The organism is Pseudomonas rhizophila, assembly GCF_003033885.1.
GTDB classification, from domain to species: Bacteria; Pseudomonadota; Gammaproteobacteria; order Pseudomonadales; family Pseudomonadaceae; genus Aquipseudomonas; species Aquipseudomonas rhizophila.
Window position 1 is genome coordinate 4,633,717 of record NZ_CP024081.1, and the last position, 16,325, is coordinate 4,650,041.

Annotated in this window: 14 protein-coding genes; 4 read left to right on the forward strand and 10 right to left on the reverse strand. The window is 59.0% G+C overall.

The window, feature by feature from the left end; genetic code table 11:
* Positions 1 to 36: 36 nt before the first annotated feature.
* Positions 37 to 1,326, reverse strand: a complete 1,290-nt coding sequence (locus CRX69_RS21570; RefSeq protein WP_076384219.1) for a CitMHS family transporter — start codon at positions 1,324 to 1,326, stop codon at positions 37 to 39.
* A gap of 336 nt (positions 1,327 to 1,662) precedes the next feature.
* Between CRX69_RS21570 and CRX69_RS21575 the strand changes: the two genes are divergently transcribed.
* Positions 1,663 to 2,862 (forward strand): citrate synthase, encoded by a 1,200-nt coding sequence (locus tag CRX69_RS21575; protein WP_076384217.1) that lies wholly within the window; start codon positions 1,663 to 1,665, stop codon positions 2,860 to 2,862.
* Here the strand turns inward: CRX69_RS21575 and CRX69_RS21580 are convergent.
* The 8 genes from CRX69_RS21580 to CRX69_RS21615 all read right to left on the reverse strand — a co-directional run bounded on the left by CRX69_RS21580 (position 2,859) and on the right by CRX69_RS21615 (position 11,329).
* Complete coding sequence (locus CRX69_RS21580; protein ID WP_172833793.1) at positions 2,859 to 4,235, reverse strand: MmgE/PrpD family protein; 1,377 nt, start codon at positions 4,233 to 4,235, stop codon at positions 2,859 to 2,861. The genes CRX69_RS21575 and CRX69_RS21580 overlap by 4 nt on opposite strands.
* Positions 4,236 to 4,318: 83 nt before the next feature.
* Positions 4,319 to 4,627 carry a DUF4387 domain-containing protein gene (locus CRX69_RS21585; protein WP_047225592.1) on the reverse strand — a complete coding sequence of 103 codons (309 nt, stop codon included), beginning with the start codon at positions 4,625 to 4,627 and terminating at the stop codon, positions 4,319 to 4,321.
* A complete protein-coding gene (locus tag CRX69_RS21590; RefSeq protein ID WP_107322819.1) occupies positions 4,627 to 6,039 on the reverse strand; it encodes an acyclic terpene utilization AtuA family protein in 1,413 nt (470 codons plus the stop codon). Before CRX69_RS21590 ends, CRX69_RS21585 begins: the two co-directional genes overlap by 1 nt.
* Before the next feature lie 322 nt (positions 6,040 to 6,361).
* Positions 6,362 to 7,687, reverse strand: a complete 1,326-nt coding sequence (locus CRX69_RS21595) for an NTP/NDP exchange transporter (protein WP_107322820.1) — start codon at positions 7,685 to 7,687, stop codon at positions 6,362 to 6,364.
* 69 nt (positions 7,688 to 7,756) lie between these two features.
* On the reverse strand, positions 7,757 to 8,812 hold the full coding sequence (locus CRX69_RS21600) for an oxidoreductase (RefSeq protein WP_047225589.1): 1,056 nt from the start codon (positions 8,810 to 8,812) through the stop codon (positions 7,757 to 7,759).
* Positions 8,813 to 8,856: 44 nt separating this feature from the next.
* Positions 8,857 to 9,117, reverse strand: a complete 261-nt coding sequence (locus tag CRX69_RS21605) for a DUF2790 domain-containing protein (protein ID WP_083714399.1) — start codon at positions 9,115 to 9,117, stop codon at positions 8,857 to 8,859.
* Between the two features lie 134 nt (positions 9,118 to 9,251).
* Positions 9,252 to 10,625 (reverse strand): heavy metal sensor histidine kinase, encoded by a 1,374-nt coding sequence (locus tag CRX69_RS21610; RefSeq protein WP_047225587.1) that lies wholly within the window; start codon positions 10,623 to 10,625, stop codon positions 9,252 to 9,254.
* Positions 10,625 to 11,329 carry a heavy metal response regulator transcription factor gene (locus tag CRX69_RS21615; RefSeq protein ID WP_047225586.1) on the reverse strand — a complete coding sequence of 235 codons (705 nt, stop codon included), beginning with the start codon at positions 11,327 to 11,329 and terminating at the stop codon, positions 10,625 to 10,627. Before CRX69_RS21615 ends, CRX69_RS21610 begins: the two co-directional genes overlap by 1 nt.
* 331 nt (positions 11,330 to 11,660) lie before the next feature.
* Here CRX69_RS21615 and CRX69_RS21620 point away from each other — a divergent pair, with 331 nt between their 5' ends.
* The 3 genes from CRX69_RS21620 to CRX69_RS21630 are packed head-to-tail and all read left to right on the forward strand — an operon-like array spanning position 11,661 to position 14,498.
* The gene (locus CRX69_RS21620) at positions 11,661 to 12,476 is read left to right on the forward strand and encodes a MipA/OmpV family protein (protein WP_107322821.1); all 816 of its coding nucleotides are present in this window, start codon (positions 11,661 to 11,663) and stop codon (positions 12,474 to 12,476) included.
* A complete protein-coding gene (locus tag CRX69_RS21625) occupies positions 12,476 to 13,162 on the forward strand; it encodes a response regulator transcription factor (protein ID WP_107322822.1) in 687 nt (228 codons plus the stop codon). The genes CRX69_RS21620 and CRX69_RS21625 overlap by 1 nt, the downstream gene beginning before the upstream one ends.
* A complete protein-coding gene (locus tag CRX69_RS21630; RefSeq protein WP_107322823.1) occupies positions 13,131 to 14,498 on the forward strand; it encodes a sensor histidine kinase in 1,368 nt (455 codons plus the stop codon). The genes CRX69_RS21625 and CRX69_RS21630 overlap by 32 nt, the downstream gene beginning before the upstream one ends.
* Before the next feature lie 64 nt (positions 14,499 to 14,562).
* Here CRX69_RS21630 and CRX69_RS21635 read toward each other — a convergent pair whose 3' ends face one another.
* Entirely contained in the window at positions 14,563 to 16,317 is a 1,755-nt protein-coding gene (locus tag CRX69_RS21635; RefSeq protein WP_107322824.1) for an acyl-CoA dehydrogenase, read from the reverse strand.
* Positions 16,318 to 16,325: the final 8 nt, after the last annotated feature.

Sequence of the window (16,325 nt, forward strand, 5' to 3'; positions counted from 1 at the left end):
GCTTTAAACAAGCAGTGCAGGGATACAGGTGGATCTTTAAATAATTGCTCTTGTAACGATGGCCGTTGCTATGAGCGTAAGGCTGCTGCCGATTGCCCACAACAAGCAGTATCTTTGCATCTCGCCCATGTCCCGCTGGATAATCCCGCTGATGAGATAAACAGCGGCAACGAGTGGACTTAATGCGTGAACCGGTTGCCCCAGCACCGAGGCGCGGGCGATATGCATCGGGTCGATGCCATATTCCGCGCCCGCCGCGCCAAGTACCGGCAAGATCCCAAAGAAGAACGCGTCATTGGAGAGCAGGAAATTAAGCGGCAGCGCGACAAGGGCGGTAATGATGCTGAAGTACTGCCCGCCGCCATCAGGAATCATCTGCACGATCCGCGCCGACATCCCATCGACCATTCCCGTGCCGGATAGAATGCCAGTGAAAACCCCTGAAGCGAATATCAGGGCAATGACCGTCAACACACTGTCGGAATGAGCGGCGATTCTCGCTTTCTGGTCCGCCAAACGTGGATAGTTGATCAGCAACGCCAGGGAAAACCCCACCATCATCACCAGGGGTAACGGTGCCAGTCCTGTACCCATGGCGTACATCAGCGCGGCCGTGAGTGCCAGGTTGACCCAGAACAGCCTGGGGTTTTGCGTGGCCGATTCGATAAGGGGTAGAGGCAGCTCTTCAGACACAGTGTCCTTTGCCATGGGCGTCCACCCCAAACGGCGTCGCTCTTTGCGGCCTATCCACACTGCCACGATGAACGCGTAGGCCAGACCTGCAAACATGGCGGGTACAAGGCCCAGGAATATCTCGCTGACATCCAGATGCAGCGCGCTGGCAGCCCGTGCTACCGGCCCACCCCAAGGGATGATGTTAACCACCGTATTGGTCAATAGAAGCATCAGTGCAAGGATGAGCGGGTTCATCCCAAGGCGAAGGTAAAGCGGCAAAAACGCCGTTGTCACGATCAGCACCGTCGTAGCCCCATCCCCATCGAAGGAGATGACCGACGACAGCAAAGCGGTGCCGAGCACCACACGAAGGGGGTCGTTTCCCACATAACGCAAAATCCGGCGAACCGCGGGTTCGAACAGCCCGGCGTCGAACATGATTGCGAAATACAGGATTGCAAACATCAACATCAATGCCGTTGGTGCCACTTGCTGGACGCCTTCCATCACCATGCCGCCCAACTCCGGTCCGGCGCCGCTGGCCAGCCCGAAAGCGATCGGGATGAGGATGAGCGCCGTCACAGCAGAAAGTCGCTTGCTGATGATCAACGCCATAAACGTGATGACCATTGCGAAACCTAACCAAGCCATGCCTATCACCTTTTCTTGTTTTTTTTATCAATGTCGTAGCAAATCAATGTGAACGACCGGCCACTCCCGAGGAATCTACATAGGGGAGAAAACCCTGTAAATCTTGATTTTTTTCGTCAACATCCCGCAAATACTGGGGCAAACGTGGTCGTTAAAAGATATCTCAGGGAAGTTGGTCGGATTTCGATGCCCGCGTCCGTCGGTCCCTCTGTGTAGACCGTCCATTGCTGACTCCCTTTGAAAACACGACGAAATGGATATCCTGGTAGACATTGACGCAAGGCAGGTATATTTAATGAATATGTACAACCCCCCATCAACCTGTTCGGATCCGTCATGCCTGATCAAGAAGACCTTTACCTTTCGGCAGAAGAAGCGGCTGGAATGCTGGGGGTCAGCCTTCCAACCCTTTATGCCTACGTCAGCCGGAAGAACATTCGGTCCGTCAAGATCGCCAATACGCCCAAGCGTCGCTATTGGGCCGAAGACATCCAGCGCTTGGTGAAAAGCCCCGCGGGGCACGCTGCAAAGCGCTCGTCGTCATCGGACAGCGCCATTACATTGATCACCGATGACGGCCTCTTCTACAGGGGGCACGACGTCGTCGAGCTCGCCGACCACGCCACGGTCGAGGAGGTCGCCGGATTGATGTGGCAGGTGCCATCGGCCTTCGGACCGTCGCTGCCGCGCGCGCCGAAGGATAGCGTCAAACTGCTGAAGATCTATGAGCACATGTCAGCGCCGGAGAAGGCAATTGCGCTTTTCCCGCTGGTTCAAAGGGAGAACCCCAAAGCCTTCGATCTTTCCATCGACAGCTATGCACGCACCGGCGCCGATGTCGTGAGATGGTTTGCCGCGTTGGTCGTGGGCGCGACCCAACCAAGCACACAACCCTTGCACGAATTCATTACCCAGGCCTGCGCAGCCCCGCCAGCCCACGCCGATCTGATCAGGCGTCTTCTGATCCTCAGCGTCGATCATGAACTGGACCACGCCACTCACAGCGTTCGCGTTGCCGCCACGACCGGCGCCACCCCCTACTACGCAGCGATCGCGGGACTCGCGGCCGCCAGGGGTCATAAGATCGCCTATGGCAGAAACGAAGCCGCCAGCAGGATGATCGAGGAAATCTGTACAGCTACCGATCCCACCCAACCGATATTGCAACGGTACAGTCAGGAGGGGCACATCATCGGGTTCGGACCTAATGTCCACTCAGTCAGTGACCCACGTGCTACCAATCTGATGAAAGCGTTGACCGCTGCCTTCGAGGGCGACCCCGAATTTGCCAAGCTGCAGAAAGCTTTTTCGGTCGCCTCGGAACTCGTCGCATACCCCCCGGAGTTCATTCTCCTGGTGAGTTTCATCGGTAGAAAGCTTGGGTTGCATCGGCAGGAAATCGCACTGGCGGGTGTCGGAAGATTGATCGGCTGGATAGCCCACGCCAGCGAGCAATACAACCAGCATCATGACGCTCGCCCCCGCGCTCGGTACACGGGGACTCTGCCAAGAGCGACCCACCTCGCCAGTGACTAGACAGAAGCAACCATGGCCGCAAACAGCGATGTGAATTCGGATTGGTGTTGAAGTTCAGCCACATACCCAAGCACCTTGGCCTGCGCCGACTCTTCAAGATGAGGTGAGGCCATCCTCCTGAATTTTCGTTCAAAATCGCTATCGGTCATCGGTGTTTCGACGGACCCCGGCCCGCTGATCATCTCGCTTACGACGATTTCGCCTGACACCAGCGTGGCGCTGACCCGGTTGGCAAGATGACGCGGAAACAACGCGGTGAGCGCGCCATCCTCCACCACGCTGATCTTGCCCATCAGGGCAACCACCATGGGATCAGCCATTTTTTCCGGCGAATAAGAGTCTATGGTGATGTCACCGTCGAGCAGCGCCCGGGCCACGTTGTAGGGCAAGCTGTGATCCGCCGTCTCTCGCGTTTTGGGCAACCATTTTTCAGGGGTGTCAGCCAACACTCGACGGTTGAACTCGGACGTTTGGATAACGATGCAAGCGATATCATCGAGATCGTCAATCCGGGCACGTATGTCCAGGGCTGCCCACACCGCGGTATGCAGCTCACCGTTGGTGGGAAAGGTCTTGGTCAGGGAGCGCCGTATAGCGTAATCACCATTCTCGGGCGTACCAAAACGATCCGTATCCAGGTCGAACGGGCCTGAGACCAATTTAAAGAACCCCATGTCCCCCTCGAACACCGGCGACGGGCCTGTCATGCCGTGACGCGATAGCTGGGCAGCGAAGATCGCATTACGTGCAGCGTTTGCGGCCGAGCAGCCCTTCCAGTCCGACAGGGATCCACTGCGAACCTGGCGCATGGCCAGATGAGCGCTCAACGCTATATTGATTGCCTGTGCGGTCTGCGCCACATCCAGCTTCATCAGACTGGAAGCCGCCGCGGCCATCGCCACATTTATGTAATTGACGTGGTCCCAGCCGCGCTTGTTCAGGCTGGCCGCGTCCTGCAGTCGCATCTGGATCTCATAGGCCAGCACAATGGCCGAAATGAGTTCTGCCCCGGTGGCCCCCTCGGCCTCTGCTAGCGCCAGGCAGGCCGGAATATTGTCACTCGGATGGCCCGGCTCCAGCCCCATATAGCCATCGTTGTAGTCCAGGAAACGGACCATCACGCCATTGGCAAACGCCGCTATCTCTGGCGTTGTTTGGATAGTTGTTCCGAACACGCTGGACGCCTGCGCGGGATTGGCAACCGCATAACACACAGCGGCATTCACAGGCGCCGCTCCGTAGGCCCCCAATATGCACGCCAGACTGTCAATGAAGCGCTGTCGCACCAACGCGATGATCTCTTCGGGCAGTCGCTGATGCCTGAATTTATGCGCGTACTCTGCAAGTTGCAGCGCAATAGTCGTATTGCTCATGGTTGCCTCTGTTCTGCACCAGGGTTGGGTCTGCGCCGATGGCGGCGACGGCATCACCTGTTGCCAGGTGACGCGTGCGGTTCTCAGTCCAGAATGACGTCGAGTAAACGTACGTATTGCTGGCCGGCATGCATGTCGCGCTCCACCATCCCGCCTTGCGGCGTAGCGCGAGGGTAGGAAATCTTGACCATTTCCAGGTCAGCAACGGGAATATGTTTCACCCGTGCCGGATCGGTGCCATAGAGCCTTGCGAATTGCGCCGATGAAAGTGCTGCACTTTGTGAGTAACGCTCAAAGTTTTCACGCCCGTCAAAAAATATATCGAAGGTAATCCAGAACGGCCCGGCTTGTTTGGATCGAACATGTCGGCATACATCACGCAACTTAACCATTAACTCAACTCCTTCACAGCCAACGTTGACTCGGAAAGATCGATCCATTGAATACGCACCAACTCAAATGGGTCCTCCAATTGCACTACGTGATTTAACTTGAACTCATAAATCTGACCGCGAGGTATATCAGCCGGGGTGAAAGCAAAGCCGTAAGAAGGCAATTCCTTGCCCATTACGCTGGGGTAGTGAAAAAAGTAGGGATTGCATGCTTGGGCAATCGTATTTGCCATTTCTTGAGTCGCTGCTGTGGCGACAAATAGCATGCCTATTTCCGGCGGAGGCAAAGTTCCAACGGGGGGGTTTACGCCGGTGACGCCGTTCCAGCCATACATTCGCAGCGAGATATGAAACTCTCCCAACTCCTGCGGCGGGATGGATTGACGGGTCCGGGTGTACAGGGCTTCCAGCAGGCGGTCATGAAACCCATCAATATCATTGAGTACATCAGGGTCCTGGATACCCACTAACATGATTGTCTGATAGAGCCCGGCCGCGGCGCCCTCCAGCTTCATTGTGTAGGGCATCGTCTCCCATTCAGACCCTACGACACGAACGGCTCGCTCGTTCAGCTTCTGGTAGCGCGCTTGTGCGACGTTCAGGATACCGCCGGGTTCCACCAATCGAAACGGGTCGCTATTTTCATAAAGCATGTGTGCAGAGACGCTATGGGGCGTGCACTGATTGTCTTTACTTAATGGCTCAACGTCGAAACCCTGCGCATCAACGCTGAGCAATATTCCCGAGCCCAATGTCGGGTTAACGGCGCACTGGACACCGCACTCCCCCGTTTTGCCGGCATGCCAGGACGGCCCCCAGGGCGCGCCCTTCCAGATCGGATAACAGGCAATGACCGCCGTGTCGGTCGAACGACCCGCCAAAATGATATCGGCGCCTGCTTCAAGCGCGGCAATGAACGGTTCTACACCCAGCGCCGCCACAATGTGTTCACAACTGTCCACTGTAGCGTCATCGAGCTCACCGTGAGGCGGCAGCGGTTTGATACGCCCCTGTGCGTTCAACTGCTTAACGGTGTCCCTGTCCTGTTCACAATATATGAGCGCAATCTTTGGTGTGACGCCCAACTCTCCTGCAACCTCCAGGACTATATCGCGCGTCCAGTCCAGGTTGAGATCGCCACCGGCCTGTCCTGCCGTGCCGACAATTATCGGCACCCCGGACCAGGCCTGCGCCTTCATTAATATCGTCAAGTCGCGTTTGACCGCCCCGCGGTTATTCTTCGATTTTCCAAGTGCGAGATACGCTGCTCCACTATCGGTAGAACCGGCGTCCGTGGCAATTGCTTGCGCACCGGCCACCAGTCCATAAATAATTTCTTCTTCACGAACGCCCGCCCCTAATGAACCACAAGGAACGATCACTTTGACGCAACCTTCAAATACCTGCCCCATAAAACCCTCTTCCGATTCACTCAGTCAGGCAATAATAAGGGCTGTAATCGTGTTGACAAGTGGACAAAAATTATCAATATAGGCCCGTTACCCAATGGGTTGCCGGGCATTCTTTCCGAGCATTCGCCTCCATTAATTCGCTGACCGAAATATACTTTTATCGATTAAGTTCAACACCGCTGAAAGTTCGTCTGAGCCTGCACACTTTTCAGAATAAAACTTTGATCTCCAGCGCATTCCGGGAACGCGATGACCGGCAGGACTCATGCGATGATGAACCACCCCGCGCACTCCCGCCGCGTGGCCTTTTGTGTACTCCGGGTTATGTTTCGACGGCGCTGGCGCTGGCGGCCACTCCCCGTGCCTGCTGCTGGTTATCGGCATGCTGTCCCAATTGCCATCCCAGATAGGCCCACAGCAGCGCGCAGCCCGCGCCGATCAGAGCCGCCAGGCCAGTGCCCTGCCCCAGCATGTCGAGCAGGCTCTTGGCCCAACCGCTCAGCGCATCACCGCCGCGATAAACCACGGTGTCGATGAAGTTCTTGGCCTTGTACTTGCTCTCGGCATCCAAGGGTGCGAAGAGCATTTCCCTGCCCGGCCGGACGAACGCGTATTCACCGATTCGCCGCACGATCATCAGGGCGGCAAGCAGTGCGAAGCCGGGGGCCAGCGCAAGACCCACGAACCCGATGCACATGAGCAGCGGCACGATCGCCAGTAACGCACGCACCCCCAGCTTCGGCGCAATGCGCCCGGTGATGAACAGCTGAGACACCAGAGCGCCAGCCTGCACGATGAAGTCAATGGTGCCGAAAACCCGGACCTGCGCCTCACGACTCGGAAAATGTTCGGCCACCAGGCGCGCCTGCTCGAAGTAGAGAAAGGTGGTGACCGTCGCCAGTAGCACGACGAACCCGGCGATCCCCAACAGGTAGGGTGACCTGAGCACCGCCGTCAAACCGCTGAACGGATTGCCCTGCAGTGGCTGCCCGGGGCTTTGCGTCGGTGCCGCACCAGGCCGCCCAGCCCCGCCCTTTTCGCGCCAGCCCATCAGCGCCCGCTTCAATACAAATGTGACACCCAGCAACAGCGCGGCCAGAAACATCAAGCCCGAGGCACCAATGGCCTCAATAAGCGCCGCGCTCAGGGCCGGCCCCAGCAGACCGCCGATGCTGGCGCCGGCAGCGATGAAGGCAAACAGCCGCTTGGCCTGTTCACTGTCGAATACATCCGCCATCAGGCTCCAGGCCACGGACACCACGAACAGGTTATAAACCGATATCCATACGTAGAAAGTACGGGCGAGCCAGACGCTGTCCGATTGAAACTCGAACAATTCAACGAACATCAGCAAGTTGATCCCGAAGAAGCCGTACACCCAATCAACGAGGCGCAGGCGCGGGACCCGGGAACTGACCCAGGCAAACAACGGAACGGCCGCCAGCATCACCAGGAACGTGGCAGTGAACAGCCATTGCAGATTCTCCACGCCCGCCGCGATGCCCATCGATTCACGTATCGGGCGCAGCATGAAGTAGCCGGTAAAGAGGCAGAGAAACAACAAGAACCCGCACAGCGCCGGACGCAGCTCATCGTCACGGGCGTTCACGGCAAGGCTCAGTCGATGCAAGTAGGAAGGCGCACTCATGGAGACTCCTGGAAGGCGACAACAGGCAAGAGAGTGGGCACGCAACGGATTGCCGTGCCCAAGGCATGATCAGCGGTAGGTGACGCCGGTCAGTCGCTCGGAGACGGTCCAGAGCCGTTCGGCATCCGCCTCATGGGTGGCGGCCGGCGGCATCCTGGCGAAGCCCAATGGGCCGCGTTTTTCCTCGTCGCCGGTGGGGCCGTAGTAGGCACCGCCAACCGCCTCAGGCGCGGTGGCGGCATACAGCGTGGGCAGCGCCCCCTGGGCAGCTGAATGGTATACGTCGCGATCCTTGGCCCATCGCTGGCCGAACTCGCTGTTCAGACCCGGACCACGCGCGACCAACTCGGTGACGGCGACGCCTGGATGCGCAGCGATGCTGCGAATGTTCCAACCTGCGGCCTCGCTGCGCTGCTGCAAGGCAAAGGTCCAGTGCAGGATGGCCAGCTTGGACTGCGCGTAGGCGGCCAAAGGTTGGTACTGCTGCTCAGCCTGCAGGTCGTTGAAGTTCATTGTTCCGCGAGCCGCGGCGATGCTCGAAAGGCTCACCACGCGAGCGTCCTGGCTTTGCCGTAACAACGGCACCAGCAGGCCGGTCAGTGCGAAGTGCCCCAGGTAGTTGGTCGCCAACTGGAGCTCGAAGCCATCCGCGGAGGTACCCCGCTCCGGAGGCGCCATGACGGCGGCATTGTTGATCAACACATCCAGGCGCGGCAGTCGCTGGTTCAGCCGCTGGGCCAGGCTGCGCACCGATGAAAGATTGGCCAGGTCCACGGCCTCGAACTGCACCTTGGCGTCGGGTACGGATGTTTTGATTTGCGCGATGGCCTGCGCGCCACGCTCCGGGTTGCGCGCAGCAATGATGACGTCGGCGCCGGCCCGGGCCAGTGCCAGTGCGTCCTCGTACCCCATGCCGCTCGTGCCGCCGGTGATCAGGACGATTCGACCTTCCTGGGAAGGCATGTCGCGGGTCGACCAGTCCGGTTTCGGCGCGACGCGACTGGACGCATCGATACTGACCGCGCTTAGCAGCACGGCGCCAACGGTCAGTGTTCGAGCCAGCTTCACCAGTCGGCTCAGGTTATTTGAAAGGCCCGTTTCGGTTGCTGCTGTTCTGATGCACATGGTTGAGCTCTCTATTTGGATGAAGAACCAGCACTGCCGAACGGTCACTGGAGCACGCACACCTCAGACTGCTTCAGAAAGCTGACGCGCTCTGTGACCCCTTGTGTATTCACGTAGGTCATCTTTGCGCGCACGACCTCGCACACCCGCGACTCCGGTTCTTCAATGCGGATGACCCTGGCGATATCCAGCGGCATGCCATATTCGTAGGCAGGCACATCCGCTTTCTCTTCGGCGAACAGAGGCAAACCGCTCAGAGTGATGAATGCCAGAAGACTGGCGATCGACACGTTTTGAATGTTCATAGTGGACTCCACGACTGTCCTTTACCGGGATGGTCGTAGCACTCTAGGGGGAGGTGACTGACGTCAAGGTGACTGCTGACTGACAGGAAGATGTCAAACGCCGGCGAGCCACGCCGGCCATCGGTTGACGGCGACTAGCGGGCTGCCTGGCTGGTCAGGGAGAATCCGAAGGTATTGAAGCCATCCTTGCTATGGGCGAACACACGGCCACCGTGCATGGACGCTACTGCCCGCACAATGGAAAGCCCCAGGCCATGGTGTGCGTCGCTTCGCGCCCGGGCGACATCGGCGCGATAGAAACGCTCGAACAAGCGCTGCAGGTGCACCTCGTCAATGGGCTCACCCGCATTGGAAACACTTACCTTGGCCTGCGCGCCAAGACGTTCCAGGCTTACAGTAATGGTACTCTGCGGCACCGCGTATCGCGCCGCGTTTTGCAGCAGATTGGCCAAAGAGCGGTGAAAAAGGCGTCGGTCGATGCATACGCGCATGTCGCCTTTGATCACCACGTCCAACTGTTTGTCGTGCAAGACAGGCTCCAGGTATTCCACCGTCTTGGACGCCTCCTCGTAGAGCGAGACATCACTGAGCTCGGTCGCACGCTGCCCGCTTTCGGCGCCCGCCAGGAACAGCATGTCATTGACGATGGTGCCCATGCGCTCAAGCTCTTCCAGATTCGATTGCAGCAGATCCTGAAGCTCAGCCACATCACGCCCGTGGGCCAACGCGACCTGGGTCTGCCCGATCAGGTTGGTCAGCGGCGTTCGCAGCTCATGGGCGACATTGGCATTGAACCCTTCGAGCTGGCACCAGGCGGCCTCCTGGCGAGCCAGGGCCCCGTTGAACGACACCGCCAGTTCCTGTAACTCGTCGGGCAGTGCCTCGGTGTCCAGTCGCTGCTTTGAATCACCTGGCGGCAGGCTGTTGGCCTGACGGCTCAGGCGCCTGACCGGCCCCAGGCCGAAACGCGCGATCCAGTAACCCAGCAGCGCGACCAGTACGATGCCCAGCGCCGAAGTCAGGATCAACGTCTTGGTGAAATGGTCCAGGGTCTTCATGAACGGCGTTGAATCGAGCCCCACGATAAAGCGCAACTCCGGGCGGTTACCCATGGCAGAGATGGTCTTGACTTGCAGCACCATGGGACGATCCCGTTCAGGTATCGCCATGCTGAAAAATCCATCCGGGCGCTTCGACCAATCCTGGCCGTCCGGCATCGCTCCGCCATAGCTGTAGGCCGGGTCGTCAACCAGGACCCAATAACGCACCCGCTGATCCGTGGGCGTCAGGCCATCGAGCTTTTCACGCAAACCGACCCAGAATGCCGGTGAATCGTATTTTGTGAGCACGGGATCAAGTACGGAATGGCGCAGGATCAACTCGTTTTGCATCTGATCTTCGAGCGATGTCTTCAATGAGCAGCGCAGCAGCGTCGCGCTGATAGAGATGATCAGCAAGACCGCCAGCGCAAACATCAATGCCAGCCGCTTGGCTATCGACCCCTTCATCACCGGGTACTGCCTTGACTGGCATCGGCTTCACGACTTTCCAGTACATAGCCCATGCCCCGGACCGTATGCAGCAGTTTGCGCGAATAAGGCACATCGACCTTGGCCCGGACGCGCTTGATCGCAACCTCGACCACGTTGGCGTCACTGTCGAAATTCATGTCCCAGACCTGCTCGGCAATCATCAGTTTGGAAAGAATCTCTCCCTGGTGCCGCGCCAGAAGGCTCAACAGACAAAACTCCTTGGCCGTCAGATCCAGCCGCAGCCCGGCTCTGGTCACCTTGCGCGCTTGCAGGTCGACCTCCAGGTCGTCGATGCGCAGATGGGTCAGGTCAGCCGTGTCGGCGGTGCGACGACGGATCAATGCCTGAACGCGGGCGACCAGTTCGGCAAAGGAAAAAGGTTTGCCTAGGTAGTCATCAGCACCCTCGCGCAACCCGCGAACGCGATCATCCACCGTCCCTCTGGCCGACAACATGATGACCGGGGTTTTCTTCTGCTGGCGCAAACCCTCCAGCACGCTGTAACCGTCCTTGCCCGGCAACATGACATCCAGGATCACGACGTCATAGTCCATTTCCAGCGCATAGTGCAGCCCATCGATGCCGTTACTCGCCACATCGACAATGTAGCCGAGCTCACTCAGGCCACGATGCACATAGGAGGACGTCTTTTCTTCGTCCTCGACGATGAGCAAGCGCATCAGGTAACTCCTCTCGGGAAGCGGGACAACCGGGCAATCAGGGATCCAGGTTTGGGTAATTTTTGCACACGACCTGCAAAGTAGCCTGTAGCTACCCTCCACCAGTCTAGACAATCAAGGTGTCCGCAAACTGACCGCTTGCTGACATTCTTGTCAGAATCGGCTGACAAGCATATTCAAAGGGCTGCAGGGCACCGGTGCCCACTATCGGATAGGGAATCCTTGGCGACTCTTACCAGGAAGGGATCGATGTCGGTTGATGGGTAAGTGTCCAGTAAGAAGAACTTTTCGACGATAGGGTCGCTTTCATTCTATCGATCTGGAGAACCCCATGCATTGCACGCCCCTGTCTACCGTTTCAAGTGCGATCCGGTTGACTGCCACCACCCAAGCCTTGGTGCTCGGTCTGTGCTCATCCATGGTCGCGCTCGCCGCTGAGTCGGCAAACGCCGAGTCGACGTCATCCTGGGGCGTTGGCATCGGGGCGGTCAGCAGCCAGCAGCCGTACAAGGGCGTCGACCGTGAAACTCAGGCCATACCATTGATCTACTTTGAAAATGACTACGTACGAGTATTCGGCCCTACCGCCGAGATCAAGCTGCCGGGTTTCACTCTCAACGACTCCCAGCAACTGGATCTGAGCATCGTCGGTGAATACGACTTCAGTGGTTATGACGACGACGATGCCCGCTTCCTGGATGGCATGAGTGATCGTAAAGGTGGCTTCTGGGCCGGCGCCAAGGTGCAGTGGCGCAACCCTCTGGCCGATGTCAGCGCCCAGTGGCTGACGGACGTATCGGGCAACAGCAAGGGCCAGCGCTTCACCCTGGGTTTTGAGAGATCCTGGCAATGGGGTGAACACCTCACCCTCACGCCACGAGTGGCGGCGATATGGCAGGACCAAAAGTACGTTGATTATTATTTTGGTGTTCGCGAAAGTGAAGCTCGCATTGATCGAGCGGCCTATGATGGAAAATCCGGCCTCAATACCGAACTTGGCGTTCGTGGAAATTATATGTTCGATGACCATCATTCCGTGTTCCTTGACGTCAAGGCCACCCGCCTCGCCGATGAGATCAAGGACAGCCCGCTGGTAGACCGCTCTACTGAAAACAGCGTGCTCTTCGGCTACCTGTACCGCTTCTGATGAGTCGTATTCTGCTGGTCGAAGACCACGAGCGATTGGCGCATTTGGTGTGCAAAGGCCTGGCGAGCGCCGGCATCGCCGTCGATGTGGTCAACCGCATCGATGGCGCGTGGGCGGCTATCGGGCGGGTCCCTTACCAGGCGCTGATTCTTGATCGCGGCTTGCCGGACGGCGACGGGCTCGTCTTGTTGCAGCGCTTGCGCAACGCCGGGCTTGGCTTGCCCTGCCTTGTTCTCACGGCGCGCGACGCGCTGCACGACCGTGTCGCAGGCCTGGATGCTGGAGCAGATGACTATCTGCCCAAGCCATTCGCCATGGATGAGATGGTCGCGCGTGTGCGGGCGTTGCTAAGGCGTCCCGTGGACTGTCGTCCACTCGCGCCGAGTCATGGTGACCTGAGCCTGCAACCCGATACCGGCGTCATGTGTTGTGCCGGCCAAAGCATTCCTCTCGCGCCGGCGGAAATGCAGATCATGCTGTTGCTGTTGCGAAAGCCAGGAGAAATCGTGCGTCGCGCCGCGATAGAAGCGGCAGGCTGGGGCTTGAGCGAAGCCGTGACGCCTAACGCACTGGATGTGGCCCTTCACCGGATCCGCCGCAAGCTGCTTGCCATCGGCTCCCGCCAACGAATCATCAACCTCAGAGGTCTCGGTTATGCCCTTCGTCAAGAGAACGTGGCGCAATAGCATCAGCTTCAAGGTGCTGCTCGCCTACGTGGTCGGCGTGGGGTTGAGTATTCTGCTGATTGCATTAGGGGTGCTCGCGCTCGTCACCTCAAAGAGCGATATTTTATTGACCACCGACGTCGCCGAGCGCACCCATGAACTGGCCGGCAAGCTCCAGTTCGATGCCACTGGCCGGCCCAACGGCTTCGACAGCAGCGAGGGTGACCGAGTCTGGACCTTCGATAGCCTGGGGCGGGAAATCGGCCACCGCGTGCTGGATTCAACGGGCAATGTGGTCCTGACCTCCACCGACGCGACGTTCTGGTCTTCAGTCGCATCGAATCCTCCATCGCAACAACCGAGATTCAAGTTCGAACGTGAAGGCATCGTCATGTACGCCGCCACCGCGGCTGTCGAGCACCAAGGCAAGACCTGGTATCTGCAATTTGCCGCCAGCGAAAGGCTAATGGATTTGCTCCATGGGGGATTTGCCTTGCCATTCATGGGGGCCGGGATCGCGCTGTTCAGCCTGGTGCTGCTGTTCGTCTTCGGCGCCTGCGCTTATTTCACGTTAGGCTACACCCTCAAACCCTTGCGTGAAGTGTCGGAGTCAGCGGCGGCCATCTCCCCTCGCTCCCTGCACTCGCGGTTGCAGGTAAAAACCGTGCCGTCCGAGGTCGAGCCGCTGGTCACCAGCTTCAACCAGGCGCTTGCGCGCCTGGAGCGAGGTTATCGTGTCCAGCAGGAGTTTCTTGCAACCGCCGCGCACGAGTTGAAAACACCGCTGGCGCTGATTCGCGCGCAAATCGAACTGATGCAAGACAGTCACGCGCACAATGCCCTGCTCGATGATGTGGCGCACATGACACGGCAAGTCCAGCAACTGCTGCTCCTGACCGAAGCCAGTGAGGTTCAGAATTACAGTTTTGCCACAGTGGAAATAGCCGATGTCGCCAGGGAAGCCTGCGGCTATCTGCAGCGTATGGCCGAGGCCGTCGACGTACGTCTTGTTCTGGTTGACGAAACGCCTGAAGGCGGCCAATGGCAGGCCGATCGAAGCGCGCTCTTCACGTTGCTCAAGAATCTGCTGGAAAATGCCATTCAACACGCCCCCCGCGGTACTGAGGTCAGGATGCACGTCAGCGCGGGCGCACTCAGGGTGCGCGATTGGGGCCCCGGCGTTGATCGCGAGCAATTGCCGCACCTGTTCACGCGCTTCTGGCGTGGGCCACATCGCCGTGATCATGGCGCGGGGCTTGGCCTGACGATCTGCCAGGAAATTGCCCGGGCCCATGGCTGGATGCTGTCTGCAAAGCGCGCGGAGCCGGGCCTGCTGTTTGAGTTGTCTTGGCCGTAGCGGTTGGTTGACCCTATCCGGGTTTGAGTACCCGCGCTCGGGCGAACACCCCCGCCCTCGCCCCTCAGATAAACGCCAGGGTAGCCCGAGCATCCACGATAGCAGCCAGATGCTGTGCCAGCCTGGACGGCAGGTAGTCAAAAAAGAACCCCGCGCTTTGCAACTTGCCGGCGCGTAGCGGATCCGTTTCAGGCAATGCCCTGGAGACCCGTGCTGCCCGCGCCCAGGACAAGGCCAGCAGCGTTACGCCACACAACTGGAGGAAATCCCCTGCGATTCGATAGGGGTATTCGCGGTCTTCTCGTGTCCGTTCGACCACGTCCTCGACCACAGCCGCCAGCGAGTTGCAGAGATTTTCCAGGGCCGCGGCGAACCCTTGGCACTCAACCCAGTCGCCACCCAGCCGCGCCTCTTCGCGCAGCTGCGCCAGCAGCAAGCCAAACGCCTGGCCATGGTCTCCCAGCACCTTGCGCAGCAGCAGGTCATTGGCCTGAATTTCGTTGCTGCCCTCATAGATCATGGCAATGCGGCTGTCACGCAAGGTCTGCTCAATGGCGAACTCGGTGACATAGCCGTAACCGCCGAACACTTGCAAGGAGCTGCTGGCTTGGCGGAAACCCTGTTCGGTAAAGAACGCCTTGATGATCGGCGTCAACAGCTGCGCCAGTTGACTGGCATGCTGCCGGGTCTGTGGATCCACGGCATGTTCGGCCTGATCCAGCAAATGGGCGGCCCAATAGCCGATGGCTCGCATGCCTTCGCTGGCAGCGCGCAACTCCAGCAACACCCGGCGCATGGCCGGATGATAGTGAAGCGGGTCGGCAGCCTGCGCTTGCACCCCTTCGGGTCTCAGCGGTGCGCGCATCTGCAAGCGCTCGGCGGCATATTTCCTCGCGTTCTGCCACGCCACTTCGGTATGCCCCAAGCCTTGCAGGCCGACATGCAAGCGCGCCGAATTCATCATCACGAACATCGCCGCCAGGCCCTGATTGGCTTCGCCGATCAACCAGCCTTGAGCGCCATCGAACACCAGGGAGCAAGTGGCACTTCCCTTGATACCCATCTTGTGTTCAAGACCGTCGCAGCGCACACCGTTGGCCTGGCCATCGTCCAGTCGCTTGGGCACCAGAAACAGCGAGATGCCGCGACTGCCCGACGGCGCATCGGGCAAGCGTGCCAAGACCAAGTGCAGGATATTTTCCGTAAGGTCGTGCTCGCCGCCGGAGATAAACAGCTTGTTACCATGCAGGCGATAGCTGCCATCTACGCCAGGCTCGGCGCGACAGCGCAGCAGGCCGACATCGCTGCCTGCCTGGGGCTCGGTCAAACACATGGTAGGCAGGGTTAGGCCACTGACGATCTCGGGCAGATAGCGCTCTTGCAGCCAAGGAGCACCATGGCTCTTGAGGCACAGGTACGCACCGTAGACGATGCCGGTGTACATGGCCCAGGCATGGTTGCTGGCATAGAGCATCTCTTGCAGCGCGGCATCGAGCAATTGCGGCAACCCCTGTCCACCCAACGCCTCGCCACAAGCCAGCGCTGGCCAGCCACCGTCAACGTAGGCCTGATAGGCACTGGCAAAGCCGTCCGGGGTACTGACATGGCCTGCCCTCCAACGGCAACCCTGACGATCGCCACTGCTGTTCAACGGGGCCAGCACGTTCTGAGTGAAGCGCCCCGCCTCCTCCAGCACCTGCATCGCCAACGGCAGATCAAGCGCATCGAACGCCTGACAGCGACGCCATGTGGCGGGCGCCTGCAACCAATGCTCAAACACAAATTGCATATCGCGCAGAGGCGCCTGGTAGCTCCACATAAGTCACC

Excerpts from the sequence above, each read along its gene's own strand:
- CRX69_RS21570 (WP_076384219.1), bottom strand. The coding sequence starts at position 1,326 with ATGGCTTGGTTAGGTTTCGCAATGGTCATCACGTTTATGGCGTTGATC.
- CRX69_RS21575 (WP_076384217.1), top strand. The coding sequence starts at position 1,663 with ATGCCTGATCAAGAAGACCTTTACCTTTCGGCAGAAGAAGCGGCTGGA.
- CRX69_RS21580 (WP_172833793.1), bottom strand. The coding sequence starts at position 4,235 with ATGAGCAATACGACTATTGCGCTGCAACTTGCAGAGTACGCGCATAAA.
- CRX69_RS21585 (WP_047225592.1), bottom strand. The coding sequence starts at position 4,627 with ATGGTTAAGTTGCGTGATGTATGCCGACATGTTCGATCCAAACAAGCC.
- CRX69_RS21590 (WP_107322819.1), bottom strand. The coding sequence starts at position 6,039 with ATGGGGCAGGTATTTGAAGGTTGCGTCAAAGTGATCGTTCCTTGTGGT.
- CRX69_RS21595 (WP_107322820.1), bottom strand. The coding sequence starts at position 7,687 with ATGAGTGCGCCTTCCTACTTGCATCGACTGAGCCTTGCCGTGAACGCC.
- CRX69_RS21600 (WP_047225589.1), bottom strand. The coding sequence starts at position 8,812 with ATGTGCATCAGAACAGCAGCAACCGAAACGGGCCTTTCAAATAACCTG.
- CRX69_RS21605 (WP_083714399.1), bottom strand. The coding sequence starts at position 9,117 with ATGAACATTCAAAACGTGTCGATCGCCAGTCTTCTGGCATTCATCACT.
- CRX69_RS21610 (WP_047225587.1), bottom strand. The coding sequence starts at position 10,625 with ATGAAGGGGTCGATAGCCAAGCGGCTGGCATTGATGTTTGCGCTGGCG.
- CRX69_RS21615 (WP_047225586.1), bottom strand. The coding sequence starts at position 11,329 with ATGCGCTTGCTCATCGTCGAGGACGAAGAAAAGACGTCCTCCTATGTG.
- CRX69_RS21620 (WP_107322821.1), top strand. The coding sequence starts at position 11,661 with ATGCATTGCACGCCCCTGTCTACCGTTTCAAGTGCGATCCGGTTGACT.
- CRX69_RS21625 (WP_107322822.1), top strand. The coding sequence starts at position 12,476 with ATGAGTCGTATTCTGCTGGTCGAAGACCACGAGCGATTGGCGCATTTG.
- CRX69_RS21630 (WP_107322823.1), top strand. The coding sequence starts at position 13,131 with ATGCCCTTCGTCAAGAGAACGTGGCGCAATAGCATCAGCTTCAAGGTG.
- CRX69_RS21635 (WP_107322824.1), bottom strand. The coding sequence starts at position 16,317 with ATGTGGAGCTACCAGGCGCCTCTGCGCGATATGCAATTTGTGTTTGAG.